We start from the raw sequence: 25,570 nt of genomic DNA on the forward strand, positions 1-25,570 counted from the left end.
TTTTGGGAGCCAGCCCCGCAGGGCTTTGAAAAGTTTAAAATCTTAGCATGAATACCTTCCGGGATTCCTCACCACCACTGGAAATCGATCAGCTGATCGATGCACGCTGGATCGCCCCGGTCGAGCCGGAAAATCTCCTGCTCGAACACCATAGTCTGGCGATCCATCAGGGCCGGATCGTTGCACTGCTGCCGACGGCTGAAGCCCAGCGGCGCTACGCGCCACGCGAGCATTTCGCGCTCAGCGAGCATCTCCTGCTGCCGGGTTTCGTCAACCTGCACACCCATGCCGCGATGACGCTGCTGCGTGGTTTTGCCGACGACATGCCGTTGATGCGCTGGCTCACCGAGCGCATCTGGCCGGCGGAACAACGCCATGTCGCGCCGGAATTCGTCCGCGACGGCACCTTGCTCGCCTGCTGGGAGATGCTCCGGGGAGGCATCACCTGTTTCAACGACATGTATTTCTTTCCGCATGCCGCCGCCGAAGCCGCCTTGGCGGCCGGCATGCGCGCCGCACTGGGCATCACCGTGTTCGAATTTCCCAGCGCCTACGGCAGCGATGCCGAGGATTATCTGGCCAAGGGCCTGGAAACGCGCGATGCCCTTGCTGACGAGCCGCTGATTTCCTTCTGTCTCGCGCCGCACGCGCCCTACACCGTCGCCGACAAGACCTTCGAGCGTGTCGCGGTGCTCGCTGACCAGCTGGAAGCACCGATTCACATCCATGTCCATGAAACCGAAGAGGAAATCGCCGACAGCCTCAAGGAGCATGGTGTCCGCCCCCTCGAGCGCCTCGAACGTCTCGGTCTGCTGGGCCCGCAGCTGATCGCCGTCCATGCCGTGCATCTTTCGGATGCCGAAATCGACTTGTTGGTGGATCATGGCAGCCATGTCGTCCATTGTCCGACCTCGAACATGAAGCTCGCCAGCGGCCTGGCACCGGTCAGCGCATTGCTGGCGAAAGGCGTCGGCGTCGGCCTGGGCAGCGATGGAGCCGCGAGCAACAACCGGCTCGACCTAATGCAGGAGATGCGCCATGCCGCCTTGCTCGCCAAACTGGGCAGCCGGGATGCGGCTGCGCTGCCTGCACATCAGGCATTGCGGCTGGCCACGTTGGCCGGCGCGCGGGCGCTCGGCCTCGACGACGAGATCGGCTCGCTGCTGCCTGGCAAGGCGGCCGACCTATGCGCACTGCGCCTGGACGATTGGGCACTGCAACCCTGCTACGATCCGGTCTCCCACCTCGTCTATGTGGCCGGCCGGGAACAGATCACCCATGTCTGGGTCGCGGGCAAGTTGCGCATAAAAGACACTCGCGCCGTCGGCCTCGACCTTGACTCGCTCCAGGCAAAATGCAGAGTATGGAATAGTGTTATCATTGGTCACCGTTAGCCGCAGAGTAATGCGGAGTGACTAACAGGCCGTTGAAAAACGTCACGAGGATGGCCAGATGCAAGGCGTTTGGTGCGCAGCGACCGAAGCCTATCAAATAGATAGGCGAGGGAGCGACAACGAAGTTGCGGCGAAGGTTCACTTTGGCTTTGCCGAGGTTGAGCGAAGCGGCCGAAGCCAACACCGCGCAACGCGGAAGAACGCCCACCGCAGTAGTTTTTCAACGGCCTGCTAAGGCACGACACTCACAGGGATTCTCTTTCAACAACTCAAAGTTAGGGAAAAAAACATGATCAAGCTCGCCTCCAAGCATCTTCTGATGGCAGCCGTGGTCGCCGGCATCGGCGCCGCTGCCCAAGCGCAAACTCCCGGCGTGGACCTCAAGGGCACCGTCGGCTATGTGATCGATCAGCGCGGTTATGTCGCGAAGAGCGGCGCCGGCTTGTGCTGGCGTACCGGCTACTGGACGCCAGCGATGGCGATCGCCGAATGTGATCCCGACCTGGTACCCAAGGCCGCTCCGGCCCCTGCACCTGCGCCCGCGCCTGCCGCCAAACCCGCTCCGGCTCCGAAGCCCGCGGCGAAAAAGGTGACGCTGGCCGCCGACACGCTGTTCGATTTCGACAAGGCTATCCTGCGCCCCGAAGGCAAGGCCAAGCTCGACAAGCTGGTCAGCGACATCGGCACCATCAAGCTGGAAGTGATCATCGCCGTCGGCCATGCCGACCGCATCGGCAAGGACGCCTATAACCAGAAGCTATCCGAGCGTCGCGCCGCCGCCGTCAAGGACTATCTGGTGAGCAAGGGCATCGAGGCCAACCGCATCTATGCCGAAGGCAAGGGTGAGAAGCAGCCGGTGACCGGCGACAAGTGCAAGAAGATGGGCCCCGAGAACCGCAGGAACAAGAAGCTGATCGAGTGCCTGCAACCCGATCGTCGCGTCGAAATCGAAGTGATCGGCACGCAAAACTGAACGCGCCCGTGATTGGCCACGGAAAGCCCTGCCTGGCAGGGCTTTTCCTTTTCGGGAGTTCCCCATGAGCACGACCGTCAATTTCGATCCGCAGGAGCTCGCCAAATTCGGTGAGCTGGCCCATCGCTGGTGGGATCCGCACTCCGAATTCAAGCCCCTGCATGACATCAACCCGCTGCGTTTGGGCTGGATCGACCGCTGCGCCAGTCTCGCCGGCAAGAAGGTTCTCGATGTCGGCTGCGGTGGTGGCCTGCTCACGGAAGGCATGGCAGCGCTCGGTGCGCAGGTGATGGGCATCGATCTTTCGGAAAAGCCACTGGCCGTCGCGATGCTGCATCTCCATGAAAGCGGCCACCAGATCGACTATCGCCTCGTTTCGGCCGAAGCGCTGGCCGCCGAAATGCCGGCCAGCTTCGATGTCGTCACCTGCATGGAAATGCTCGAGCATGTGCCGGACCCCGCCTCGACCGTGCGTGCCTGCGCCCGGCTGGTCAAACCCGGCGGCCAGGTGTTTTTCTCGACCATCAACCGCAATCCGAAGGCCTGGTTGTTCGCGGTGGTCGGCGCCGAATACGTGCTGCGCCTGCTGCCGAAAGGCACCCACGAATACGCGAAATTTCTGCGTCCGGCGGAATTGGCGCGCTTTGCGCGTGAGGCGAATCTGGAAATCGAAGAAATCATTGGCATGAGCTACAACCCGCTGACCAAGACCTACTCACTTGGCTCAGACACCAGCGTGAATTATCTGTTGCGCGCCCGGCGTCCAGCCTGATCAGCTTTTTGCCGACGCCTTCTCACGGCGGCGGTGACTGACTACCGCCGGCAAGGCCAATGCAACCAGCAGGCCGGCCACCGCCGCGAGCGGCCAGATCACCGGCCGGTTCCATTGCGCACGCAGCCTCTCCCGCAACGCCACGTCGATACGCTGATATTTGAGCGTGTTGTTGCCGACCTTGGTCGGTTTGCGGTTCAAAAGCCAAGCGTGGCGCAGGCTGTAATCCTTCGGATGGAAACCCCATACCCAAGGGGTGTCCTCGTGCAGGATCGCGAGCATCCGGTCGATGATTCGCTGTCGTTCGGGGCCGTTGTCCATCGCCCGCATGCGCTCGAAGAGCCGGTCGTATTCGGGATTTGCATAGTTGGCGGCATTCTCGCCGCCGTGCTTGACCTTGCCCTGCGGGCCATAGAGTAGGAACAGGAAGTTCTCCGGATCCGGGTAGTCGGCATTCCAGCCGAAATAGAACAACTGCACCGCGCCCTTACGCACCTTCTCCTGGAAGCGGTTGTAATCGGTGCTGCGCACGACGAGCTGCACGCCGAGCTTCTGGAACTGCTTGTTCAGCCAGTCGATACGGGATTTCGCGCCGACGCCGGTCGTCGTGGTATCGAGGTTGATGATCAGCGGCTCGCCCGTCTTGGCATTGCGGCCGTCCGGCCAGCCGGCTTCTGCGAGCAGGCGGCGCGCCACCGCAATGTCCTTGCGGCGCGCTCCTGCCTCGCTCCAGTCATAGACCACCGGGTTGATGCCGGCACGCCCTTCGCGATAGCCGAAGATGCCGGGCGGGATCGGACTCATCGCCGGTATGCCGCGGCCGTTCTGGAAGATCGAGATGAACTCTTCCTGATCGATCGCGATGGCAATCGCCTGACGGATCTTCCGGGCCGCCGGACTGTCGCCGCCGATCAGCGGATCGAGCATATTGAAGCCCATGTAGAAGGTCGAAGTCGCCACCGAGGTCGATAGCCGAATGCCCTGTGCGCGCATCTCGGCCGTCAGCGAGACTTCGCCGCCCGTGTCGACTTGCACCGCCTGATCGAAGGAATCCGAGGCGATGCCCGAGGCATCGTAATAGCCTTGCAGGAACTTGTTCCAGTAGGGAATCTGTTCCTTCTCGCGCGTGAAGACCACCTTGTCGATGAACGGCAGCGGCTTGCCGCAATCGTCGAGCAGCCCGGCTTCCCTGTCGCCCGGCTCACCTTCGCAGGGATAGGTTTCACCACGGAAATTGGGATTGCGCTCCAGCACCATGCGTGCATTCGGATTGTTCTCGGTCAGCATGTAGGGGCCAGTGCCGATCGGATACCAGTCGAGGGTGAGATTTTTCTCCGCCATTCCCGGCTGGCTGTGGAAACGATCCGCTTCCCAGGGCATCGGTGCGAAAAAGGGCATCGTCAGCCAGTAGAGAAATTGCGGATACTTGCCCTTGATGCGAATGCGATAACGGTAACGATCGATGACCACGGCGCCGGCGAGCGGAAACTCCCGTAGATCGAGCCATCCTTGCCGTTCCGAAGCCGCCGACTTTTGTAAACTTTGCGCCAGCTCGTGCAGGCCGACGATGTATTCCTCCATCAGCCCGAGAATCGGGGAATGCAGTCTGGGATGGGCGAGCCGCTTGATCGCATACACGTAATCCTCGGCCACCAGCTCGCGCGTACCGCGATTGGGGAAATCGGCCAGGGTATGAAAGGCGGAAATGTCGGCCGGCTGCTCGGCGAAGGCCGGATGCGGCTGATAGCGGATGCCCGGTTTGATCTCGACGACATAGTCGGTGAAAGCGATCTGCGCCGCATCGGCATTGGCGGGCAAGGGATTGCCTTGCACATCGAGATAACTGGGTTGGGGCACGGCCACCGCCGTTGCGGGAATCAGCGCATAAGGGCGTTTCAGATAGTGATACTGCAACGGCGGCTCGTAGATCTGCGCCGTGAAGGTGATTTCGTCCTCACTATAGGACTGCACCGGATCGAGGTGCTTGGGCCGCTCGGTGAACGCCGTGTAGAGGATGTTCTGTCCGCGCTCGGCGGCCGGGTAAGGATCATTCCAAACCGGGCCGCAGGCACCGAGCAGAAAACACGCCAACGAAATGAGCAGCCGCTGCATGGCCGAAGTGTAATGCAATCGCCGCTATAATCCGGCTCCGTTGGAACGCATTGGGAGGAATCACCATGGGTTTTCTTGCCGGCAAGCGCATCCTGATCACCGGCCTGTTGTCGAACCGCTCGATCGCCTATGGCATCGCCAAGGCTTGCCACCGCGAAGGCGCACGACTCGCCTTCACCTACCAGAGCGAACGCTTCCGGGAACGCTTGCAGAAATTTGCCGCCGAATTCGACAGCGACATGGTGTATCCGCTCGATGTCGCAGACGATGCGCAGATCGATGCCGCCTTCGCCGCCATCGCTGAGCGCTGGGAAGGTCTCGATGGGCTGGTCCATTCGATCGCCTATGCGCCCAACGAGGCGATCGAAGGCGATTTTCTCGATGGCATTTCCCGCGAAGCCTTCCGCATCGCCCATGAAATCTCTTCCTATAGCTTTCCGGCCATGGTCAAGGCGGCGCGGCCACTGCTGTTCAAGGGCAACAATCCGTCGCTGCTGTGCATGACCTATCTCGGCGCCGAGCGCACGATGCCCAACTACAACACGATGGGGCTGGCCAAGGCGAGCCTGGAAGCGGCCACCCGCTATCTCGCCTTCAGCCTGGGGCCGCGCGGCATCCGCGCCAATGCGGTTTCGGCCGGCCCGATCAAGACCTTGGCCGCTTCGGGCATCGGCAACTTCAGCAAACTGCTCGCCTACAACGCACATCATGCACCGCTCAGGCGCAACGTGACGATCGACGAGGTCGGTAATGCCGCCGCCTTCCTGCTCTCCGACCTGGCGAGCGGCATCACCGGCGAAGTGCTCTTCGTGGATGGCGGCACCCACACCGTCGCGATGGGCAATCCCGACCCGTTGCCGGGCTCGACGGCCTGAAACGCCGCTCCGGTGCCGCGTTACCAGCGCCGACTGGCGACTATTTGCGCTCGAGCGCTGCGCTGTTGATCGTCACGCCATATTGCTCGCGCAATGCGGCCAGCCAGCCGATCAACTCTTCGCGCGCGACGACATCGTTGTATTGCTGACGCAAGGCTTCGGCGCGCGGCGCCGCTTCGCCCGGATTGGCTGGATCGAAGGGTCTGACGCGCTCGATCCGATACAAAGCAAAGCCGCTCGCCGTCTTGACACCAGCATAGGCGGGTAATTGTTTCGCATCGACGGCGAAAATCGCGGCGCGCGCGTCCGCACTGAGGTCCGGCGCATGCTGACGACTCACTGCGCGCACAGTTCCCCACGTGAGCGTGGACTTTTCACCCCGCCGCAGCTTGGCAAGCTCCGCTTCACCTGCCTCTGCAGCCTTGGCCAAAGCCACCTCGCGTGAGAGTACCTGTTCGATCATGCCAGCCACTTTTTCGAGCGGCAGCAGCTCGGCGGGACGATGCTCGATCACACGCGCGGCAACGAGCATGTTCGGCGCGGCTTCGATCGCCTCGGTGTTGCGCCGGTTCTTGATCGCATCTTCGGAAAAGATCGCCTGCAGCAGCTTCGGGTTCGTGAAGGGCGCGGAAAGATGCCCATCCTTCGCCAGCCAATCCGAGGTCTGGATCGCCAGCCCATACTTTTCCGCCGCAGGCTTGAGGCTGTCGGCCTGTTCATAGACCAGATTGGCGAAGCCTTCTGTCGCTTCGAGAAACTGCTTCGTGCCCACCTGGCGCTTGAGCTCCGCCTCGATCTCGCCGCGCACCTCGTCGAAGCTGCGGGTCTGTTCGGGACGGATACCGGTGAGCTTGATGATGTGGAAACCGAAATCCGAACGCACCAGATCGGAAACCTGGTTTTCCTGCAACGCGAAAGCGGCCTCTTCGAAAGGCTTGACCATCATGCCGCGGCCAAAGAAGCCGAGGTCTCCGCCCTTGTCGGCGGAACCCGGATCCTGAGAATGCGCTTTCGCCAGCTTGGCAAACTCATCCGGATTGGCCCGCACCTGGTCGAGAATCTGCCTGGCCTTTTGCTCGGCCGCCTTGAGCTCGTCGGCCGAAGCATTTTTTTCGACGCGAATCAGGATGTGGCTGGCGCGCCGCTGCTCGGGCGTGCGGTAACGCGCCTGATTCGCCTCATAGGCAGCCTTGATCTCGGCCTCCGCGACCTTGGCGTTGTTGATCAGTTTGTCGCGACCCAACACCAGATATTCCACGCGCACCTGCTCGGGCTGTTCGAAACGGGCACGATTCTCGTCGTAATAACGCTGCACCGCCTGCGCATCCGGCTTGCTGGCGGCGAGGAACTGCTCGACGGGCAGCACGGCCTCGGCGATGTCGCGCTCTTCGAGCCGGGCGGTCAGCCAACGCTCCACCGGCAGCTTACCCACGAAGGAGGCATTCGCGATCGGCAACAGCTGTTGCTGGGTGATCAGATCCCGGCGCAGCAGCGTCTCGAACTGGGCAACGCTCATGTTCTGGCCGGCGACCATCGCCTCGTAACGTTCGCGCGAAAACTTGCCGTCCACCTGCAAGGCCGGTAGGGAGGTGATGATCGCCGCGAGCATTTCGTTGCTGATACCCATGTGCGCTTTGCTGGCATGCAATTGCAGAGCACGCTGGTTGATCAGCTCCTGCAGCACGCCACGCCGGAATTCCGGGCTTTCCAACAAGGCCGTATTGTTGGAAAGCTGTGGCCGCAGGCGCTCCTGCTGTTCGGTCAGGGCGCGCTGGAATTCATCGCGGCTGATCGGCGACTTGCCGACGCGGGCGATCTCGTTCGCGCCACCACCGCTGCCGCGAATGTAGGAATCCACCCCCCACAGGGCAAACGGCAGAATGATGATCGCCAATACCAGCTGGACGATTTTCTTGTTGTTGCGAACGAAATCGAACATGGTCTCGTTTCCAAGCAAAAAGGCGAACCGTGGTCCGCCTTTATATCTTATTCGCGTGTCACTGGCGGAGACGGAGGGATTCGAACCCTCGATACAGGTTTTGGCCCGTATGCTCCCTTAGCAGGGGAGTGCCTTCGACCTCTCGGCCACGTCTCCGAAGTGGGCGGATGATACCCGCCGCACCTTTCCGGGTCAAACTCAAGCCGGCGCCTTGTCGAGCCCGAAGGCCTGGTGCAGCACGCGCACGGCGAGTTCGAGATATTTCTCGTCAACCACTACCGAGATCTTGATTTCGGAGGTGGAGATCATCTGAATGTTGATCCCCTCCTCGGCCAGCACGCGGAACATCTTGCTGGCGACACCGGGATGGGAGCGCATGCCGACGCCGACGGCGGAAACCTTGCAGATCTTGTTGTCGCCTTCGATCGCTCGCGCGCCGATGTGCGGCTTGACCTGTTCTTCGAGGATTTTCAGGGCCCGTGCGTATTCACCGCGATTGACAGTGAAGGAGAAATCGGTAGTGCCGTCATGACCGACGTTCTGGATGATCATGTCGACGTCGATGTTGGCCTCGGAAATCGGCCCGAGAATTTGCGATGCGATGCCAGGACGATCCGGCACGCCCAGCACGGTCAGCTTGGCCTCGTCGCGATTGAAGGCGATGCCAGAGATGATCGGTTGTTCCATGGTGGTGTCTTCCTCAACGGTAATCAGCGTGCCAGAAGTTTCCTTGCCTTCTTCTTCGAAGCTGGAAAGCACGCGCAGTTTGACTTTGTACTTGCCGGCGAATTCGACCGAGCGGATCTGCAGGACCTTGGAGCCCAGACTCGCCATTTCGAGCATTTCCTCGAACGTGATCCGATCGAGCTTGCGCGCCTCGGGCACGACCCGCGGATCAGTCGTATAGACGCCATCGACATCGGTATAGATCTGGCATTCGTCGGCCTTGAGCGCAGCGGCGAGCGCAACCGCGGAGGTATCCGAACCGCCCCGGCCAAGCGTGGTGATGTTGCCCTGTTCATCCACCCCTTGGAAGCCGGCCACGATCACTACCGTGTCGTCTTCGAGATCGGAGCGGATGTTGTGCTCGTCGATCGAGAGAATGCGCGCCTTGGTGAAAGTACTGTCGGTAAGCACCTTGACTTGCCCGCCGGTGTAACTCTTCGCCTTGATGCCGAGATCCTGCAAGGCCATCGCCAAGAGCGCAATGGTGACCTGTTCGCCGGTGGAAACCATCACGTCGAGTTCGCGCGGATGAGGGTTCGGCGAGACTTCCTTGGCGAGGGCGATCAGGCGGTTGGTTTCGCCGCTCATCGCGGAGACGACCACGACGAGCTGGTGGCCCTGCATTTTCCAACGTTTGATGCGCCGGGCGACATCCCGGATGCGTTCGGGGCTACCCACGGAGGTGCCCCCGTACTTCTGAACGATCAGCGCCATGTTCGATCCAAAAAAGAAAGTGGCGCATTCTAGCCGAAACCGCAATGTTGCGGAAACTACTTAGTTGCATGGCCTTGTATGGCAAGCCAATATTCGATATGCTTGCATGTCTATAACTTCCGTTGTAAAAACGAATCGCTCATCATACCCACCTTAACCCAACGAAAGGATGATCAAATGAAATCGACAGACAAAATCGACGTCCGCGAAATCCGCCGCAAGCTCGGCATGAACCAGCAGCAATTCTGGTCGAAACTCGGTGTGACCCAAAGCGGTGGTTCTCGCTACGAAAGCGGTCGCAACATGCCGCGGCCCGTGCAGCATCTGCTCCGTCTCGTGCATATCGAGCAGATCGACATCCAGAAGATCAAGAAAGAGGATTGGGAGGTCAGCGAGTATCTGAAGTCGAAGAAGCCCGACCTCTTCAAGGAGCTCAAGAAGGAAGCACGAGCCGCCAAAAAAGGCTGAGCGGGTGATTACGGGCTGACCATCACGGTCAGCCCGGTCACTGTGCGGATCCGTTCCGCGAATTCTTCCAGCCACTCGGCAGGCAAAGCTTGCAGTCGTGCGGCTTCCGGTTGCTGTGAGGGACGCGCCAAACCATAAAGATGCACCCCGGCGAGCACATCCCGCGCGCTGCCGAGTAGTGCCAGATAGCGTTCGAGCGCATCCTGCGATGGCGTTTCGCCGTCGAACATGAAAAAACAGCTTTGCACCCAGGTGGGGCACAGTGATGCACAGGTTTCGAGTCTTCGGAGGACGACGCCGGGCTGCAAGGCGACACCATTGATCAGACGGGTAGTTTCGGCTCCCACGCCATCGATCTTGAACCAGACCTCACCCTGGCGCTCTCCAATGCACCGGATGCCTTCCTGCACGGCTTTGCGGCCGAGGAAACTCCCGTTGGTGATGAGCCGCAACAGCGGCGCTCGGGATATCGGAAAATCATCGAGCACCCGAGCGACCAAGGCGACGGCTGCGGGAAATTCATCCGCGCTGGTCGGTTCGCCGTTGCCGGAAAAGGCGACATCGACCAAACGACGCGCCTTTGGCGGCGCATGCCGTTGCAGATAATCGCCGTGGATCATTGCCGTCAAAAGCGCGCGTAATTCGGTTTCCAGGAGAGCGAGATCGATCGGTGGTGGCCCGCCACGTTTCAGGTTGGGCACCTGGCAATAGATGCAGCGCCAATTGCAGGCGTTGTTCGGATTCAGGTTGATACCAACGGAGACGCCGCGTGCACGCCGGGAGACCACCGGGTAGACATAGGTCATGCCGCTGCTGTCGCGGTCATGGTTGCCGGTGGAAAGCCGACGCGCGGGAAAAGTCATGGGGCACATGCCCGGAATATTAATCCTAGAATGTCCATTAGCAGGCTGTTGAAAAACTACTGCGGTGGGCGTTCTTCCGCGTTGCGCGGTGTTGGCTTCGGCCGCTTCGCTTAACCTCGGCAAAGCCAAAGTGAGCCTTCGCCGCAACTTCGTTGTCGCTCCCTCGCCTATCTTATTGATATGTCTCGGTCGCTGCGCACCAAACGCCTTGCATCTGGCCATCCTCGTGACGTTTTTCAACGGCCTGCTAGACCGAGCGAGGAGCTTCATGAGGTGTTCGAAATCGCGTTTAACAGGCCGTTGAAAAACTCTGATCATCGGGGCGGGTTGGTAAAATTGGCTCATCGATTCCTTTGAGGCAGACCATCCGATGCGAGGCAAGACGATCGATCAAGGCGCGATGTTCTCCTACGTGAGCCTGGAGGACCGCATTCCGAAGAATCACCCGCTGCGCAAGCTGCGCTTTCTGGTAGATGCCGTGCTAGCGACGATGGACCTGGAATTCGATGCGGTCTACGCCAAGACCGGCCGTCGGTGCCGCCGAAGCGCCTTCTGAAGGCGATGCTGCTGCAAATCCTGTTCACGATTCGCTCCGAGCGCCTCTTGGTCGAGAGCATCGACTACAACCTGCTCTATCGCTGGTTTGTCGGCCTGGCCATCGACGATCCGGTGTGGGACCACTCCACCTTCAGCCAGAACCGGGACCGCCTGTTCAACGAAGGGCTGGCCCGGGTATTCTTCGAGCGGGTCAAGGCCCTGGCCGACTGGAAACGACTGACCAGCAGCGAACACTTCAGCGTCGATGGTACCCTGATCGATGCCTGGGCCTCGCACAAGAGCTTCCGGCCCAAGGACGCTGATGGCCCGAGGCCCCCGGGGCGCAACCCGGAAGTGGATTTCAAGGGCCAGCCCCGGGCCAACGACACACACGCCTCCACCACCGACCCGGACGCCCGGCTGTTCAAGAAAGCCCAAGGCACGGCCTCGCGGCTGTGCCACATGACCCACGTGCTGATGGAGAACCGCAATGGCCTGGTGGTGGATGTGGCCACTACCGAGGCAAACGGCAAGGCGGAACGCCAGGCGGCCTTGAAGCTTCTTGCCCGGCACGCCAGGCGGGGCGCGACGGTAGGCGCGGATAAAGACTATGACACGGCCGACTTCGTCGCCGGCTGCCGCAAACTGGGGGTGACGCCGCACGTGGCGAGGAAGAAGACCGGCTCGGCGATCGATGCTCGCACAACGAGGCATGCGGGTTACCAGACTTCGCTGAAGGTGAGAAAACGCATCGAAGAGGTCTTCGGCTGGCTCAAGACCGTGGGGGTTTGCGCAAGACGCGGCTGATCGGCCGGGCCAAATTGGCTGGGCAGACGCTCTTGTGCTTTGCCACCTACAACCTGGTGCGCCTGGGTAGCCTGGGCGGCTGGTGGAACGCGCAGCATGTGTAGGGCGAAATCCGCCCGGATTCCGCCCAAAGGCGGAAGAACAGCCGGGAAACCGGCCAAACAGGCCCTCAACCTGGGCTGAACAGGGTCACATCGAGGCAATGACACCGAAAAACGACCGTTCAGAGATGGGTTGGGAAGGTTGAACATGGGTTTTTCAGCGGCCTGCTAAACATGCTGCAAGGTTCAGGAGCAGTGGCCGCCTCCTGAAGAGGGATCGTTGACAGGGGGAAACGAGGCATGAATGGAGTTCAGCCGGGGTCAAGAGCGATGTTCCCAGCGTATTTTCCTCATGAACTGGTGAGACGCGCGCGTCTGCGATCCCTACGGCGCGGTGAAGTTCTGTTCAGCTTTGGCGACCGGATCGACTCCTTGCACAGGGTCGTGGAAGGCCAGCTCTCCCTGGTCCATCTGTTGCCGGATGGCGGCGAACTGGTGCTGATGCGAACCGGTGCGGATCAGTTCATCGCCGAGTGCAGCGTCTGCGCCAACGAATATACCTGCGAGGCGCGAGCCGACAAGGAAAGCCTCGTTGCCTCGCTTCCCATGGCCGAATTCGACCGCTGGCTGATCCAGGACGGAAGCTTTGCGCGCGCCTGGGCAATGGATCTCGCACGCAGGCTCAAGGACCAGTTCATACGCTACCAGCGGCTCAGCTTGCGGAATGCGCGTGATCGCATTCTGCATTTTCTCCATAGCGAGGCCGACACGCGCGGCGTGGTTTCCTTGCCGGGAAGCTATGCGGACTGGGCAGCGGAACTGGGCCTGACGAAGGAAACGCTGTACCGGGCGCTTGCTGCGCTTGAGGACGAGGCGGTACTGAGCCGCGATGGCAGGTGGTTGACGATCCTGGAAAGTCCCTTGCGTCGCGGCACTCGCCGAGAGCGATGATGGATGTCATATGACGCGCGTCATACAACGGCCCCTCCACCGATGCCAACCCATTGTTTCTAATTAAACAATTAATTTCAGGCTCACTGTGCTGCATCACTTCTCATTCTTAATTCATCCAATAAGATGAACATGAGTTTCGCGTTGCCGCTGAGGTGATTTTGCGGCACGCGATTTCGCCAAGGAGAAAGGAGAGGGGCATGCAGAATAAGAACTGGCCGCAGCGCCTGACCGGTGCCTGCGTCTTCTTCTTCTGGGTGTTGACGGTACAGGAGGCAATCGCAACCACGGTATCCGGGCAAGTCAAGGACGCGCAGACGGGAAAACCGGTGGTCGGAGCGCTCGTCATGGTGCAGGGCACCCAGCGCAGCACTCATACCGACGCCGAAGGGCGCTTCGTCCTCGACGCCGGGGATGCCGACCTCGATGCCCGCTACATCACTGCCTGGCGCGACGGCTATTCGATCGCGGCTGACAAGGCGGGCGCAGGCAAGGCGCTGAACCTTTCCCTGGCGCCTTTGCCTGCGGACGACCCCACCTACCAATATCAGCCCGCGCAAACCTGCGGCACCTGCCATACCGACATCTACCGCCAGTGGCTTAACACCAGCATGGGCCGGGCGGTCGGCTCGAAGCTGCCGCAAAAATTGCAGTTCTACCTGGGCATCAATGGCGAAGGAAAATTCGACGGCCTGGGTTTCGGCTGGAAGTATTTTGCGCCCATGATGGGCATCTCCCAGGGCATGCACGCCATGGACCTGAATCATTACGTCGGCACATGCGTGAATTGTCATGCCCGCGGCGTTACCTGGAAGGAAGGGGAATTCGAACCGCATCGCAAGCTCAACCCGGCCACAGGCGAGGTGTTCATCTCCGGCAATCTCAAGGTTTTCCGCTTCGACAAGCTCGCCGATCTCAGCATCGGCCAGGGCCGCGAAGGGATCAGCTGCGATGTCTGCCACTCGGTGCAGGACGTGCGCATCCACCACGACCAGTTCGGCAAGCTGGAAACGGTGAAAATTGACCAGATGGAGATCATCCGCCGGGGCGATGTGAAGTTCGGTCCGTACCCCGATGCGGTCAGCCCGGCCCACAAGACCGCCTACAGCCCGATCTTCAAGAAGTCCGAGTTCTGCGCCATGTGCCACATGGAACGCGCCGACGACCTGGAAGGCGTCGGGGTGCAGTCACTGCTCACGCTCGACGAATATCCGCGCTGGAAAGCCAATTTCGACGCCGGCAAGACCGACAAGCAATGCCAGTCCTGCCACATGTACACCGGTGGGCGCGGCGAGTGGAGCATGAACAAGGCTGCTGTCATGGGCGCGGACCGCGATCCCGAGAGCCTGTTCGGGCATCACTGGCGCGGCAGCTATTTCGATGGCGAGATGGCGAAGCGCGCCTCCAACCTGAAACTGAGTGCACGCAGGCAGGGCAACGAAATCGTGGTCACCGCTGAAGTGGCAAACGTCGGCGCCGCCCACAAGATGCCCGGTGGGCCACCGTTCCGGCAGATGCTGCTGCTGATCACGGCGACAGACGCCAACGGCAGTCCGCTCAAGCCGCTCGACCCGGTTCGCGCGGACCCCAACGACGCGGCCCATGCCAACCGCATCATCGATGTCGGCGAAGGCTATCGCAAGTACGGCTTCTTCAAGCTGTGGGAACTGCAGTTCGGCAAGCCCTTTCCGGAAATGCCCTACAAGGGGCACGTCGGCAAGGTCTACAACGCTTCCTGGGTGACGCCTGGCTTCTTTCCCATGGAGTGGATGTTCAGGTACTTCTGGATCGGCGCGATCCCGCTGCTCATCGGTCTGGTCGGATGGTCGCCGCTGCGCGCGATGTTTGGCGGCTCGCCGCGTTCAGGCAAGCCGGGCTTCTTCAGCGGCAATGTCGGCACGCTCGACCGCCTGCTGCGCATCGCGGCGGCTGCCGCCATGCTGGCCTGGGTGCCGATGCCCTGGGGCTTCATCGGCCTGATCCCGCTGTTCAGCGGGCTGCTCGGCTGGTGTCCGACTTATCATCTGATCGGCCACCTGGACACCCGCGAGTCGGGCGGCTTCTTCCGGCGCAACGTCGGCACGCTGGACCGCGCCCTGCGCATCGTCGCTGGCCTTGTCATCCTGTTCGCGCTGCCGGCGCCGTGGCACTGGATCGGACTGGTGCCGCTGGTGAGCGGCGTGCTGGCCTGGTGCCCGACTTACATCCTGATCGGCAATATAAGCACCTGCAGCGCAAACGCACCTGCCCTGTTCAGCCCGAATCTGGGCACGGGCGACCGCTTGCTGCGCGCTGCCATCGGTCTTGCCCTGCTCGCGCTGCTGTTCTGGGGGCCAAAGACCGCCTGGGGTGCGCTGGGACTGATCCCGCTGTTCACGGCAATCATGGGCAGTTGCATACCCTATCGTATCGCCGGCATCGATACGCGCGGCGAGAAGGAACGTACGGACCAGGGCGCGGCCTGGATGAATCTCGACTTCGGCGAGCGCCGCACGCGCATGCTGGCAGGCTTCATCCTCATCACCATGGCGGCGGTGCTGCCCAAGGTCGGCGCCATGCACATGTGGCCGGTGGGTGGATTCGCCGCCGAGCGCGTGCTCTACGACACTCGCCTCGACTACAAGGAATCGGATGTCACCCACTATCGCTTCGCCGCCCCCGCCTCGGGCACGGTCAAAGTCGGGGCGCAACTGGTCTACTACCGCCACTGGTATTTCATGGAGCCGATCAAGGGCGAGAAGTACTGGAGTACCGACAAGTGGAAATACCTGCTGCACGCGCTCAGCATCGAGCTGGCTGACAAGGACGGCAGCGTGGCCGCTGCGGACGCCGGCAACCACGACGGCAGTCTGGCCGACATGCCGCCCATCCCCGGCACCCCGGGGGCAGGCGCATGGCGCGCACAAGCCGGGAACGGCGAAGATATCAGCACGCTGCTGTCCGCCTTGCTTCACCGCTCGCCAGATGCAAAGCCGGCGGCGCCCCGGGCGAGCGCGCCCGCTTCCGCGCCGGGTGCCGTCCAGACAACGGATGAAAAGGGGAGCTGAGAAATGGGCTGGCTCATCGGCGGCGCGATGCTGGTGTGCTGCATCGGCATACCGCTCCTGATCCGCTTCGTGCGCAAGCGCCGCGCGCACGCGATGACGGAAAGCAAGGCCGACAAGCCGCCGTGAGCATCTGGTGCTTCAAGGCAAATACGGGTATGGAAACATAACAGTCAAACAAAACGACAGGAGACGCAACCATGAAAAAAGTGACCCAGCAACCTCGCCTGTCCGCCTTGCCGGCGGCAGTCGGCCTTGCACTGCTGACGGCGACGACAGCCTACGCCAACGACGGCATGGAGAATATCGGCTTCAGCGCCAAGTCCATGGGCCGCGCCGGCACCAACATCGCGGTGGGGGATGACGCCAGCGTGATGAACACGAACCCTGCGCTGCTCGCCAACATCGCCGAGGCGCGCGCGGATGCCAATCTGGAAATGATGTTTCCCGACTTCGGCTACCGCAACGGCGTCAACGACACCGACGGCAAGAGCCCCATCTACGTCATTCCCTCCATGGGCTATGCAAAGCGCATCAACGAGCGGATGGTGCTGGGGATCGCCATGTTCAACGAGGGCGGGACCGGCACCGATTACGGCGTGCTCAACGTCGACAACTCGCGGCTGGGTGGGAGCGGCACTTCGGGCGTCGAGCACTTCAGCCAGTTCGGCTACATGATCGTGACCCCCACGGTCGCCTATCAGATTGCAGACGGGCTGCACATCGGGCTGTCACCGCAGATCGGCTACGGCATGCTGCGCATGAAGATGCCGATGCCAATCCAAACAGGCCCGAGTAGCTACGAATTCGGCGCGGTGGACATGGACGGCACCGACGTCAACTTCCGCGCCAAGCTCGGGCTCTACTACAACAACGGCGGGCGTTACGGCTTCGGCCTGGCCTACACCACCAAGGCAGCCATCGAAGCCGACGGCGACGTGACCGTGACCTCGCCCAGCATGGGCGTGATGCGGGGTAGCTCGCTGATGAAGGTGGGCTGGCCGTCCTCACTCAAGGTGGGCGCGTTCTACGACGCCGGGCCCATGGGCCGCATCACCGGCGAAGTGCAGCGCGTGAACTGGAGCGAATACTATGACTCCATTCCTGTGACCTGGCAGTTTTCCGGCATGCCCGCCCAATCGTTCAACATGAACATCGGCATGGCGGACCAGACCGCCTGGCGCGTTGGCTACGAATACCCGCTGAATCCGGCCATCACCCTGCGCGCCGGCTGGGTCCACGGCAAGAACCCGATCCCGTCGACAGGCATCATCGCGATCTTCAACCCCATCGTCGAGGATCACGTCACCTTCGGGCTGGGCTACCAGGGCGGCAAGAATTTCGAGTTCAACATGGCGGTGGTGCGCGGGCTCAAGAACACGGTGACCGGTGCGCCCAATCATCCCTTTCCCGACGCCGCCAACAGCCAGACCGACATGGCCTTCTGGTCGATGGCCGTGCAGCTATCCTACAAGTGGTGAAAGGAGGATCAGGCTTCGCCGCGGCTGATTCACGGCTCATGGCTGCCTTGCGGTGAGCGCGCCATCCTGTTCCGGCACCACGAACACCGGCGCGAAGCCGCTGCCCGGCGTGCGGAAGTTGGTGGTCTGGCCGGCATAGAGCCGCGCCGCGAGCAGTTGCACCTGGCCTGCATAGGCATAGGCGCGCACGTCGAGCTTGAGCTCGGCGGTAATGCCATCCACCTGCGTCAGGCGCTCGCTGGGCGGGGCGATGGCCTGGGCTACCTAGTCGCCGGCGAGAATTTCCTCCCATACCCGGCGCGTCAGCTTGTCGCCGCGATAGGCCGCTTTGCTGCCGTAGCCCGATGCCCGCTTGAAGAACAGACCGCGGCGCTGCGCCCACAGGCGCTCGGCGGCCTCCACCGTGACCGCTTCCGTCCGTGGCACGCCGGCCTGCAGGACTTCGATCGCCTGGGACGGCGCGCCCATCCGCGCAAGCGCTTGCGCATCGCTCAGCAGGATCAGGTTGCGCTTGTCGGCATACAGCGCATGGGCGCGCGGATGCGGCGTTAGCACCACGGCACCGGCCGCGTAGGCCTGGCGCCACGCCACATGGCGGGCTTCCTCGAGATGGAAGTCGGTGAGCCGGTTGTAGATGAGATCGATGGCTTTGCCGTCGTGTCGCAGGCGGCCGTCGCGCCAGGCGAGCGCGACCGGGTCGGCCATCGCCGCATGGATTCCGGCGCGCGCGAACAGCTGCTCGAACAGCTTGAACTCGGATAGAGATACTGCCCCGCCGGGTCGTCGTCGACGATGGCGATGCGGGCACACAAATATGGGACACCCACATCTTGCTTGACGCCCCCACCTCCCCCCGCTAGGGTTCGGCCATGACCCGCCCACGCTCACAGCTCGTTTCCCTTTCGGACACGCCGTGGTATCACGTCGTCAGCCGCTGCGTGCGCCGCGCTTATCTGTGTGGCGAGGATCACGCCACGGGCCGCAGCTATGAGCACCGCCGCGGCTGGATCGAAGCCCGCATTCGCCAGCTTGCCGCCGTCTTCACCATCGATGTCGCCGCCTATGCGGTGATGAGCAACCACTACCACATCGTCCTGAAGGTCGATGCCCAGCGCGCCGCTTCCCTTTCCGATGACGAGGTGCTCGAACGCTGGTCCAAGCTCTTTACCGGCCCCTTGCTGGTGCAGCGCTATCGAGCCCCCTCGATCCGCGCCACGATGGATGAGGCGGAAATCGCCAAGGCGCAGGAATTCGTCGCCCTCTACCGCGCGCGCCTGGCCGATCTTTCCTGGTTCATGCGCGTCTTGAACGAAGGCATCGCCCGCGAGGCCAACAAAGAAGACGACGTCAAGGGCCGCTTCTGGGAAGGTCGCTTCGACACTAAACATGGGACACCCACATCTTTAGCGCCCACATCTTTAGCGAGGATCACGCCACGGGCCGCCGCGGACAAATAGGGGACACCCACATCTTGCTCGGGCCGCCGCGGACAAATAGGGGACACCCACATCTTGCTTACACATCTTGCTTCCCGCACCTCCTCCCGCTAGGGTTCGCCCATCACCCGCCCCCTCTCACAGCTCGCTTCCCTCATCAAGACGCCGTGGTATCACGTCGTCAGCCGCTGCGTGCGCCGCGCCTCTTTTGCTTTCGCGCGTTACAATATCGCGCCCATGCCATGACATTCGTGGAGGCCGCATGAGCACCGCTGCCGATCTCTCTTGGGACGACATCAAGCTGATGATCGCCCAACTTGCCGAGCAGTCGAAAGAGACTGGTCGGCGCATGCAAGAGACCGACCAACTGATCCGCGAGCTGCGCGAGTCGGGCAAAGAAACCGACCAGCGCTTGGAGCGTTACATCCAAGAGACCAGCCGCGAGGTGCGCGAACTCAAAAAGCAGATCGGCGGCTTGGGCGACAAGCTCGGCTACTTTGCCGAGGGCATGGCGCTGCCGACGATGGAAAAGCTCCTGCGCCGCCGCTTCAAGATGGAAAACGTTTCGCCGCGCCATCGCGTGCGCCGCGACGACCACGAACGCGAATACGACGTGCTCGCCTGGGCCAATGGCAAGGTCAACCGCGTGGTGGTGGTCGAGGTCAAAAGCCGCGTCAAGCGCGATGCGATCGAGCAGCTCATCGATCAGGTGGAAACCCTCTTTGCCTTCATCCCCGAGCTCAAGGGCAAGGAGCGCATCGGGATTCTGGCGGGCATCGACTGGGACGTAGGCGTCATGGAAGAAGCCCAGGCCGCGGGGCTTTACACCGCCACGATCCACGACGAGATGTTTGCGCTCACCACCCCCAAGGGCTTCAAGCCCAGGGTGTGGTGATGGGGCGCACTTTGCTTCACGTCGGCTGCGGCGGTAAGCGCAAAGACCAGACTACCGCGGCTTTAATCGTCCCAAGTGGCAGGAGCCGCGCCTCGAAAGCCTATCCAGAATTTTGCGTGTGAGGCATACCATGAGATCTGAAAGAAAGCGGCGAGTGCTGGAGCGTCACTGATTGAGCTTCCCCTGAAATTTCTTCTTCCAGGAGATGGGCTATGACGCCCCGGCAAACTGGAAGGAGCGAGGAAGTCGAAGATACCGAAGCAGGAGTACCCGGCGGAGTTCAGGGAACTGGCGGTGAAGCGGGTCAAGGGAGTCCAGGGCATCGGCGCCGTAGCGCGGGAACTGGGCATCAGCGACCAGACGCTGCGCAACTGGGTCAAGGCGTTCGATGCCGGCAAGCTCAACGGGCCGCAGGCCAAGGCGGTGACGCCGGAGCAGATGGAACTCTCGCGGGTGCGCGCCGAGAATGTCCGGCTGCGGCGCGAGAACGGCATCAAGGCCCGCCACAAGCGACGCTACAAGACGACGACGGACTCGAAGCACAGCCTGCCGGTCGCGCCGAACCTGCTGGATCGGAACTTCGCGCCGGCGGCGCCGAACCGAGTCTGGACGGCCGACCTGACCTACATCTGGACCGGCGAGGGCTGGCTGTACCTCGCCGTCGTACTCGATCTGTTCAACCGGGAGATCGTCGGCGGGTCGATCAAGCCGCGCATGACGGTGGATATCGTCGTCGATGCCTGGACGATGGCAGGGTTCCGCAGGAAGCCGGCGCCAGGCCTGATCCATCACTCCGACCGGGGAAGCCAGTATGCGAGCCACGCCTTTCAGGCGCGGCTGAAGGAATATGGCATGGTCTGCTCGATGAGCCGCAAGGGCAATTGCTGGGATAACGCGCCGACCGAGAGCTTCTGCAACAGCCTGAAGAATGAGCGGGTGCATGGCGCCCGCTACGGCACACGGACCGAAACGGAAGCTGACCTCTTCGACTACATCGAACCGTTCTACAACCGCAAGCGCATCCATTCCACGCTCGGCTACGCCTCGCCGGTGAAGTTCATGGAGGACTGGATCAGCGCTCAGCATGAAGAGAAATTGGCGCCATAATGCCGTCGGGTTGGAAGACGAAAAACCGGAGGAACCTCACCAGGCCCAAGAGGATATGTTTTCTTCGGGTCAGGAGATCAATGTCCGATACGCTTGAGGTCACGGTAAAAATTCTCGTGTGGCCCAACCATCAGCAGTTTGAGTGTGTTCTCGTCAAGAACCCGATAGGCCAGCAGGCAGAGCAAGCTGCCCATGCGGAATTTGTAAACCTGGACGCCAGCCAGGTCCCCGACCTTGGTCTCACCCACGTCGGGTTGACTGGCGATGGCTCGCACCGCTTCGTCGAGCGCGGCTTTTTGCTGCTTGTGCAGCTTTTTGGCGGCGCGCTCGAAGGTCGGGGTGACAAGGATGCGCATCAGCCGAACCGGTATTCACCGACGGGCTCTTCCTGGTCGGCGATCAGGATGTCGCGGATGACACTGAAGGGCAGATCAGGATTTTCTGATGCGATCTTGCCGATCCGAGACCAGTACTCGATCTGCTTGGGCACCGAACGATGCTCGATGGTGCCGTAGCGCTTGGCGCTTTCGACCAGGGTTTCTGGCAATTTGACATTGATGGCCATGACTCACCTCCATTAAATAATATTCATTTTAGTCCATAATGGAGCAAAAAGTAACCTTCTTGCCGTCCGGCCTTGGCTGATCAGGCCGCCAGGGAGGCTTCGACGATCTCGCAGTGAGTCACGAAGCCGGTGAGGTAAGGCAGCCCCTTGGGGATGCCGTAATCCTTGCTGGTCTGGCGGCCAATCGTCCAGCCCATCCACCGCGTCACTGCGGCGTCGATGGCCTGCTGGATCTTCTGGCCTCGGAGCATCTCGTTGAGGACGTCATCCGCAAAGTGGCATCCGAGATCGCGGTCATCGCGATGGGCCAGGCGGCGTGGGCGTTGTCGTTCATCGTGCCCCAAAATCCCCAGGCTTCGTTCTGGGTGGCGGGGATTTGTGTGGTGTGCATCGTTTTCTCCTTCGGGTTGATCGTTGCGACACCCGTATGAGTGCGCTGTTCGATCGAAGAAGCCAAGCGCTTTTTGCACTTTTTTGATGGCGGAGCACACCCCGCCCCGCCATGCTCCAGTCAGTCTGTGATGCGATAGACGCGCTCGCCGCCCTCGGGCCTTTCCGAGGTGATGGTGAGCCCGAGTTTCTTCTTGAGCGCCCCGGCCAAGGTGCCGCGCACCGTGTGGGGCAGCCAGCCGGTGACTGCGCAGATTTGACGGATCGTGGCCCCGTTCGGCCGCCTGAGCATTTCAATGACCTGCGCTTGTTTGCTGTTGCGCGCCATTGCTTTATTGAGGGTGCCTTCTCGCTGCTTCCGGATTGCTGCCCCTTCTTTGGCGCATTGAACTGCCCTGTCGTAGGCATCATTGCCTTCGAGGCCGATTAGCTGTTTTGCAGATTCCTGCTTCCCAGATTCAGAGTCGGCGTCAGTGGCGGCCAGTGGCGGGGTGTGTGATGAGGTCGCTGCTGCAGGCAGCATATCCTCTGGCTGCGCTTCGCCCTTGATGATCGCGATGGCTGCCGGGGTCAAGGGTAGTGTGCTGACTTGTGTGCAAAAGCGCCTGGGTAGCGAGCGGGCGGGAGGTCATGGTAAGAGGTTGATTGAGATTGACCTTGAACCCTGAAAAAGGGCAAACCATGACCACACGCAAGCATAAGACGAAGTTGTCGGCAGTGGAAGCAGTCGCGGGCGACCGTGACCTGATGAAGGCGCTGATGAAGGAGGCGCTGCAAGAGGTGCTGGAAGGCGAGATGACCGAATTTCTGGGGGCGGCGCCGGGCGAACGGACCGTAAGCTGAAATGGCTACCGTGCTGGCTACTACAGCCGCAGCCTGGTCACCCGCATCGGCAAGCTCGAGCTGCGGGTGCCGCGGGACAGGAGCGGCGAATTCTCTACGGCCTTGTTCGAGCGCTACGCAAGGAGCGAGAAGGCCGTGGTGGCGGCCTTGGCCGAGATGTACGTGCAAGGGGTCTCAACCCGCAAGGTCAAGGCCATCACCGAAGCGCTCTGCGGCCACCGTTTTTCGGCCAGCGCCATCAGTGCCATCAACAAGGGGCTGGATGATGCCCTGGCGCGGTTTGCCAATCGTCCTCTTACCGAACCCTATCCCTACCTGATTCTGGACGCGCGCTACGAGCGGGTGCGCGACGACGGGATCATCACCCACCAGGCGGTGCTGATCGCTATCGGCATCCACTGGGAAGGGCAACGCCAGGTGTTGGCCGTCGAGTTGGCCAACCGCGAGAGCCAGAGTGCGTGGCGCGACTTTCTGATTCGGCCGAAGGAGGGGCCTGTCCGGTGTCGAATTCGTCGTCTCCGACGACCATGCGGGCCTCAAGAAGGCCATTCGCGAGGTGCTGACCGAAGCCGGCTGGCAGCGCTGCTATGTGCATTTCCTGAGGAACGCTCTCGACTACCTGCCTCGGCGCGCCGACGATGATTGTCTGCAGGAGCTGCGCTGGATTTACGACCGGCGCGACATCCAGGAAGCCCATCGTGACCTGGCGGCCTGGATCGGCAAATGGGCGGGCAAGTACCCGAAGCTGGCCGACTGGGTGGAATCGAATATCGCCGAGACGCTGACTTTCCATCGCCTGCCGCGCGCCCACCACAAGCACATGAAGAGCACGAACATGCTGGAGCGGCTCAACGAGGAGATCAAGCGCAGAACCCGGGTGGTGCGCATCTTTCCGAACGTGGCGTCCTGCCTACGCCTGATCCGGGCGCTGTGCGTCGAAACCCACGAGGCGTGGCTCGAGGACAGCCGTTACCTCAACATGATGCTGCTGGCAGAGCAGAAGAAAGAGGCGTTGAGACTGGCCGCTTGACGCGACCGCTCAAACAGGATCAACCACTTCCATGACCACGAATTTGCACAACTTGACGCACACAACTGGGTCAAGCGCCACCGGCCGCCTTGCTGCTCGATCAACCCCCGCTGCGCGAGGCTGGCGATCATCTTGAGTTTGGCCCCACCCTTGAGCTTGAGCAGCGGCTCGATCAGGCCGTTGAAAAACCCCGTCCGACCGGGCGGGCCATTAAAATTGAGCCACCGCGAACCATAGAGCAAAGTCCCCGATGCGAGGCAGCCCGTACACCCAAAGCGCGATGTTCTCCTACGTGAGCCTGGAGGACCGCATTCCGAAGAATCACCCGCTGCGCAAGCTGCGCTTTCTGGTAGATGCCGTGCTAGCGACGATGGACCTGGAATTCGATGCGGTCTACGCCAAGACCGGCCGGCCGACGGTGCCGCCGGAGCGCCTTCTGAAGGCGATGCTGCTGCAAATCCTGTTCACGATTCGCTCCGAGCGCCTCTTGGTCGAGAGCATCGACTACAACCTGCTCTATCGCTGGTTTGTCGGCCTGGCCATCGACGATCCGGTGTGGGACCACTCCACCTTCAGCGCCAACCGCGAGCGTCTGTTCAACGAAGGACTGGCGCGGGTGTTCTTCGAGCGGGTCAAGGCCCTGGCCGACTGGAAACGACTGACCAGCAGCGAACACTTCAGCGTCGATGGCACCCTGATCGATGCCTGGGCCTCGCACAAGCGCTTCCGGCCCAAGGGCGACGACGGTCCTACAGGACCAGGGCGCAACCCCGAGGTTGACTTCAAGGGGCAGTCCCGCGCCAACGACAGCCACGCCTCGACCACCGACCCGGACGCCAGGCTGTTCAAGAAAGCCCAAGGCACGGCCTCGCGGCTGTGCCACATGACCCACGTGCTGATGGAGAACCGCAATGGCCTGGTGGTGGATGTGGCCACTACCGAGGCAAACGGCAAGGCGGAACGCCAGGCGGCCTTGAAGCTTCTTGCCAGGCATGCCAGGCGGGGCGCGACGGTGGGCGCGGACAAAGGGTATGACACGGCCGACTTCGTCGCCGGCTGCCGCAAGTTGGGGGTGACGCCGCATGTGGCGAGGAAGAAGACCGGCTCGGCGATTGACGGCCGAACGACGCGGCACGCCGGCTACCAGACTTCGCTGAAGGTGCGGAAACGAATCGAAGAGGCCTTCGGCTGGCTCAAGACCGTGGGGGGCTTGCGCAAGACGCGGCTGATCGGCCGGGCCAAATTGGCTGGGCAGACGCTCTTGTGCTTTGCCACCTACAACCTGGTGCGCCTGGGTAGCCTGGGCGGCTGGTGGAACGCGCAGCATGTGTAGGGCGAAATCCGCCCGGATTCCGCCCAAAGGCGGAAGAACAGCCGGGAAACCGGCCAAACAGGCCCCCAACCGGGGCTGAACAGGGTCACATCGAGGCAATGACGCCGAAAAACGACCGTTCAGAGATGGGTTGGGAAGGTTGAACATGGGTTTTTCAGCGGCCTGTTAAATGCCCTACGTGACGGCTTTCTGCCTGCGGGCGGCATCTTTGCGCCCGCGCTCCTCGGCAATAAGACGCGGCTATTGGCACGTCGCGCGAGCACAAATCGCCTCG

Annotated in this window: 23 protein-coding genes, 1 tRNA gene and 2 pseudogenes; 15 read left to right on the forward strand and 11 right to left on the reverse strand. The window is 61.7% G+C overall.

Features of this window, described 5'->3' with window-relative positions:
• Positions 1-47: 47 nt before the first annotated feature.
• The 3 genes from EL335_RS06730 to ubiG all read left to right on the forward strand — a co-directional run bounded on the left by EL335_RS06730 (position 48) and on the right by ubiG (position 3,139).
• Positions 48-1,394, forward strand: a complete 1,347-nt coding sequence (locus tag EL335_RS06730) for a TRZ/ATZ family hydrolase (protein ID WP_126445327.1) — start codon at positions 48-50, stop codon at positions 1,392-1,394.
• Positions 1,395-1,683: 289 nt separating this feature from the next.
• On the forward strand, positions 1,684-2,367 hold the full coding sequence (gene ompA / locus EL335_RS06735) for an outer membrane protein OmpA (protein WP_126445329.1): 684 nt from the start codon (positions 1,684-1,686) through the stop codon (positions 2,365-2,367).
• A 64-nt stretch (positions 2,368-2,431) separates the two neighbouring features.
• Complete coding sequence (gene ubiG / locus EL335_RS06740; protein ID WP_126445331.1) at positions 2,432-3,139, forward strand: bifunctional 2-polyprenyl-6-hydroxyphenol methylase/3-demethylubiquinol 3-O-methyltransferase UbiG; 708 nt, start codon at positions 2,432-2,434, stop codon at positions 3,137-3,139.
• On the opposite strand, the gene EL335_RS06745 is transcribed toward ubiG, so the two are convergent.
• A complete protein-coding gene (locus EL335_RS06745) occupies positions 3,140-5,251 on the reverse strand; it encodes an ABC transporter substrate-binding protein (RefSeq protein WP_126445333.1) in 2,112 nt (703 codons plus the stop codon). It lies immediately after the preceding gene.
• Between the two features lie 65 nt (positions 5,252-5,316).
• Between EL335_RS06745 and fabI the strand changes: the two genes are divergently transcribed.
• Positions 5,317-6,126 carry an enoyl-ACP reductase FabI gene (gene fabI / locus EL335_RS06750; protein ID WP_126445335.1) on the forward strand — a complete coding sequence of 270 codons (810 nt, stop codon included), beginning with the start codon at positions 5,317-5,319 and terminating at the stop codon, positions 6,124-6,126.
• Between the two features lie 40 nt (positions 6,127-6,166).
• Here the strand turns inward: fabI and EL335_RS06755 are convergent, their stop codons facing one another.
• The 3 genes from EL335_RS06755 to EL335_RS06765 all read right to left on the reverse strand — a co-directional run bounded on the left by EL335_RS06755 (position 6,167) and on the right by EL335_RS06765 (position 9,505).
• The gene (locus EL335_RS06755) at positions 6,167-8,065 is read right to left on the reverse strand and encodes a SurA N-terminal domain-containing protein (protein ID WP_126445337.1); all 1,899 of its coding nucleotides are present in this window, start codon (positions 8,063-8,065) and stop codon (positions 6,167-6,169) included.
• A gap of 62 nt (positions 8,066-8,127) precedes the next feature.
• A tRNA-Ser gene (locus tag EL335_RS06760) sits at positions 8,128-8,221 on the reverse strand.
• A 42-nt stretch (positions 8,222-8,263) separates the two neighbouring features.
• On the reverse strand, positions 8,264-9,505 hold the full coding sequence (locus tag EL335_RS06765; RefSeq protein WP_126445339.1) for an aspartate kinase: 1,242 nt from the start codon (positions 9,503-9,505) through the stop codon (positions 8,264-8,266).
• A gap of 177 nt (positions 9,506-9,682) precedes the next feature.
• Here EL335_RS06765 and EL335_RS06770 point away from each other — a divergent pair, with 177 nt between their 5' ends.
• On the forward strand, positions 9,683-9,973 hold the full coding sequence (locus EL335_RS06770) for a helix-turn-helix domain-containing protein (RefSeq protein ID WP_126445341.1): 291 nt from the start codon (positions 9,683-9,685) through the stop codon (positions 9,971-9,973).
• An 8-nt stretch (positions 9,974-9,981) separates the two neighbouring features.
• On the opposite strand, the gene EL335_RS06775 is transcribed toward EL335_RS06770, so the two are convergent.
• On the reverse strand, positions 9,982-10,836 hold the full coding sequence (locus EL335_RS06775) for a radical SAM protein (protein ID WP_172600047.1): 855 nt from the start codon (positions 10,834-10,836) through the stop codon (positions 9,982-9,984).
• Positions 10,837-11,206: 370 nt separating this feature from the next.
• Here EL335_RS06775 and EL335_RS06780 point away from each other — a divergent pair.
• The 5 genes and pseudogenes from EL335_RS06780 (at position 11,207) to EL335_RS06805 (ending at position 17,697) form a co-directional block, all read left to right on the forward strand.
• Positions 11,207-12,284: pseudogene (locus EL335_RS06780) on the forward strand (IS5 family transposase).
• Between the two features lie 267 nt (positions 12,285-12,551).
• Positions 12,552-13,172 (forward strand): Crp/Fnr family transcriptional regulator, encoded by a 621-nt coding sequence (locus tag EL335_RS06785; protein WP_284155491.1) that lies wholly within the window; start codon positions 12,552-12,554, stop codon positions 13,170-13,172.
• A gap of 200 nt (positions 13,173-13,372) precedes the next feature.
• Positions 13,373-16,219, forward strand: coding sequence for a YgaP-like transmembrane domain (locus EL335_RS14545; protein ID WP_348541414.1), 2,847 nt, complete (start codon positions 13,373-13,375; stop codon positions 16,217-16,219).
• A gap of 3 nt (positions 16,220-16,222) precedes the next feature.
• Entirely contained in the window at positions 16,223-16,345 is a 123-nt protein-coding gene (locus EL335_RS14450) for a hypothetical protein (RefSeq protein ID WP_284155269.1), read from the forward strand.
• A gap of 71 nt (positions 16,346-16,416) precedes the next feature.
• Entirely contained in the window at positions 16,417-17,697 is a 1,281-nt protein-coding gene (locus EL335_RS06805) for an OmpP1/FadL family transporter (RefSeq protein ID WP_126445347.1), read from the forward strand.
• A 36-nt stretch (positions 17,698-17,733) separates the two neighbouring features.
• On the opposite strand, the gene EL335_RS14455 is transcribed toward EL335_RS06805, so the two are convergent.
• Both EL335_RS14455 and EL335_RS06810 read right to left on the reverse strand, forming a co-directional pair.
• The gene (locus EL335_RS14455; protein WP_284155270.1) at positions 17,734-17,919 is read right to left on the reverse strand and encodes a hypothetical protein; all 186 of its coding nucleotides are present in this window, start codon (positions 17,917-17,919) and stop codon (positions 17,734-17,736) included.
• 42 nt (positions 17,920-17,961) lie between these two features.
• Positions 17,962-18,507, reverse strand: coding sequence for a hypothetical protein (locus EL335_RS06810; protein ID WP_284155271.1), 546 nt, complete (start codon positions 18,505-18,507; stop codon positions 17,962-17,964).
• Positions 18,508-18,566: 59 nt separating this feature from the next.
• On the opposite strand from EL335_RS06810, the gene EL335_RS06815 reads away from it, so the two are divergent.
• The 3 genes from EL335_RS06815 (at position 18,567) to EL335_RS06825 (ending at position 21,135) form a co-directional block, all read left to right on the forward strand.
• Positions 18,567-19,154, forward strand: a complete 588-nt coding sequence (locus tag EL335_RS06815) for a transposase (protein WP_284155272.1) — start codon at positions 18,567-18,569, stop codon at positions 19,152-19,154.
• 241 nt (positions 19,155-19,395) lie between these two features.
• Positions 19,396-20,028 (forward strand): hypothetical protein, encoded by a 633-nt coding sequence (locus EL335_RS06820; RefSeq protein WP_284155273.1) that lies wholly within the window; start codon positions 19,396-19,398, stop codon positions 20,026-20,028.
• Positions 20,029-20,256: 228 nt separating this feature from the next.
• Entirely contained in the window at positions 20,257-21,135 is an 879-nt protein-coding gene (locus EL335_RS06825; RefSeq protein WP_431306265.1) for an IS3 family transposase, read from the forward strand.
• A gap of 77 nt (positions 21,136-21,212) precedes the next feature.
• On the opposite strand, the gene EL335_RS06830 is transcribed toward EL335_RS06825, so the two are convergent.
• From EL335_RS06830 to EL335_RS06845, 4 genes are all read right to left on the reverse strand, one after another.
• Positions 21,213-21,491, reverse strand: coding sequence for a type II toxin-antitoxin system RelE/ParE family toxin (locus tag EL335_RS06830; protein ID WP_126445351.1), 279 nt, complete (start codon positions 21,489-21,491; stop codon positions 21,213-21,215).
• Positions 21,491-21,700, reverse strand: coding sequence for a TA system antitoxin ParD family protein (locus EL335_RS06835; protein ID WP_126445353.1), 210 nt, complete (start codon positions 21,698-21,700; stop codon positions 21,491-21,493). The genes EL335_RS06830 and EL335_RS06835 overlap by 1 nt, the downstream gene beginning before the upstream one ends.
• A gap of 80 nt (positions 21,701-21,780) precedes the next feature.
• Positions 21,781-21,951, reverse strand: coding sequence for a hypothetical protein (locus tag EL335_RS14460; protein ID WP_284155274.1), 171 nt, complete (start codon positions 21,949-21,951; stop codon positions 21,781-21,783).
• 260 nt (positions 21,952-22,211) lie between these two features.
• The gene (locus EL335_RS06845) at positions 22,212-22,664 is read right to left on the reverse strand and encodes a DUF3489 domain-containing protein (RefSeq protein ID WP_284155275.1); all 453 of its coding nucleotides are present in this window, start codon (positions 22,662-22,664) and stop codon (positions 22,212-22,214) included.
• Positions 22,665-22,771: 107 nt separating this feature from the next.
• Here EL335_RS06845 and EL335_RS06850 point away from each other — a divergent pair.
• Both EL335_RS06850 and EL335_RS06855 read left to right on the forward strand, forming a co-directional pair.
• Positions 22,772-23,963 (forward strand): annotated as a pseudogene (locus EL335_RS06850) (IS256 family transposase).
• A 250-nt stretch (positions 23,964-24,213) separates the two neighbouring features.
• Positions 24,214-25,296: an IS5 family transposase gene (locus EL335_RS06855; RefSeq protein ID WP_126445355.1), complete on the forward strand. Its 1,083-nt coding sequence runs from the start codon at positions 24,214-24,216 to the stop codon at positions 25,294-25,296.
• Positions 25,297-25,570: the final 274 nt, after the last annotated feature.

The organism is Sulfuricystis multivorans, from assembly GCF_003966565.1.
Classification (GTDB): Bacteria; Pseudomonadota; Gammaproteobacteria; order Burkholderiales; family Rhodocyclaceae; genus Sulfuricystis; species Sulfuricystis multivorans.

Bases quoted from the DNA above. Each gene is read 5' to 3' on its own strand.
- EL335_RS06775 (WP_172600047.1), bottom strand. From the start codon at position 10,836: ATGACTTTTCCCGCGCGTCGGCTTTCCACCGGCAACCATGACCGCGAC.
- EL335_RS06805 (WP_126445347.1), top strand. From the start codon at position 16,417: ATGAAAAAAGTGACCCAGCAACCTCGCCTGTCCGCCTTGCCGGCGGCA.
- EL335_RS06815 (WP_284155272.1), top strand. From the start codon at position 18,567: ATGACCCGCCCACGCTCACAGCTCGTTTCCCTTTCGGACACGCCGTGG.
- fabI (WP_126445335.1), top strand. From the start codon at position 5,317: ATGGGTTTTCTTGCCGGCAAGCGCATCCTGATCACCGGCCTGTTGTCG.
- EL335_RS14460 (WP_284155274.1), bottom strand. From the start codon at position 21,951: ATGCTCCGAGGCCAGAAGATCCAGCAGGCCATCGACGCCGCAGTGACG.
- EL335_RS06745 (WP_126445333.1), bottom strand. From the start codon at position 5,251: ATGCAGCGGCTGCTCATTTCGTTGGCGTGTTTTCTGCTCGGTGCCTGC.
- EL335_RS06730 (WP_126445327.1), top strand. From the start codon at position 48: ATGAATACCTTCCGGGATTCCTCACCACCACTGGAAATCGATCAGCTG.
- EL335_RS06820 (WP_284155273.1), top strand. From the start codon at position 19,396: ATGAGCACCGCTGCCGATCTCTCTTGGGACGACATCAAGCTGATGATC.
- EL335_RS06830 (WP_126445351.1), bottom strand. From the start codon at position 21,491: ATGCGCATCCTTGTCACCCCGACCTTCGAGCGCGCCGCCAAAAAGCTG.
- EL335_RS06755 (WP_126445337.1), bottom strand. From the start codon at position 8,065: ATGTTCGATTTCGTTCGCAACAACAAGAAAATCGTCCAGCTGGTATTG.
- ubiG (WP_126445331.1), top strand. From the start codon at position 2,432: ATGAGCACGACCGTCAATTTCGATCCGCAGGAGCTCGCCAAATTCGGT.
- EL335_RS14450 (WP_284155269.1), top strand. From the start codon at position 16,223: ATGGGCTGGCTCATCGGCGGCGCGATGCTGGTGTGCTGCATCGGCATA.
- EL335_RS06835 (WP_126445353.1), bottom strand. From the start codon at position 21,700: ATGGCCATCAATGTCAAATTGCCAGAAACCCTGGTCGAAAGCGCCAAG.
- EL335_RS06770 (WP_126445341.1), top strand. From the start codon at position 9,683: ATGAAATCGACAGACAAAATCGACGTCCGCGAAATCCGCCGCAAGCTC.
- EL335_RS06855 (WP_126445355.1), top strand. From the start codon at position 24,214: ATGCGAGGCAGCCCGTACACCCAAAGCGCGATGTTCTCCTACGTGAGC.
- EL335_RS06765 (WP_126445339.1), bottom strand. From the start codon at position 9,505: ATGGCGCTGATCGTTCAGAAGTACGGGGGCACCTCCGTGGGTAGCCCC.
- EL335_RS06785 (WP_284155491.1), top strand. From the start codon at position 12,552: ATGTTCCCAGCGTATTTTCCTCATGAACTGGTGAGACGCGCGCGTCTG.
- ompA (WP_126445329.1), top strand. From the start codon at position 1,684: ATGATCAAGCTCGCCTCCAAGCATCTTCTGATGGCAGCCGTGGTCGCC.
- EL335_RS14545 (WP_348541414.1), top strand. From the start codon at position 13,373: ATGCAGAATAAGAACTGGCCGCAGCGCCTGACCGGTGCCTGCGTCTTC.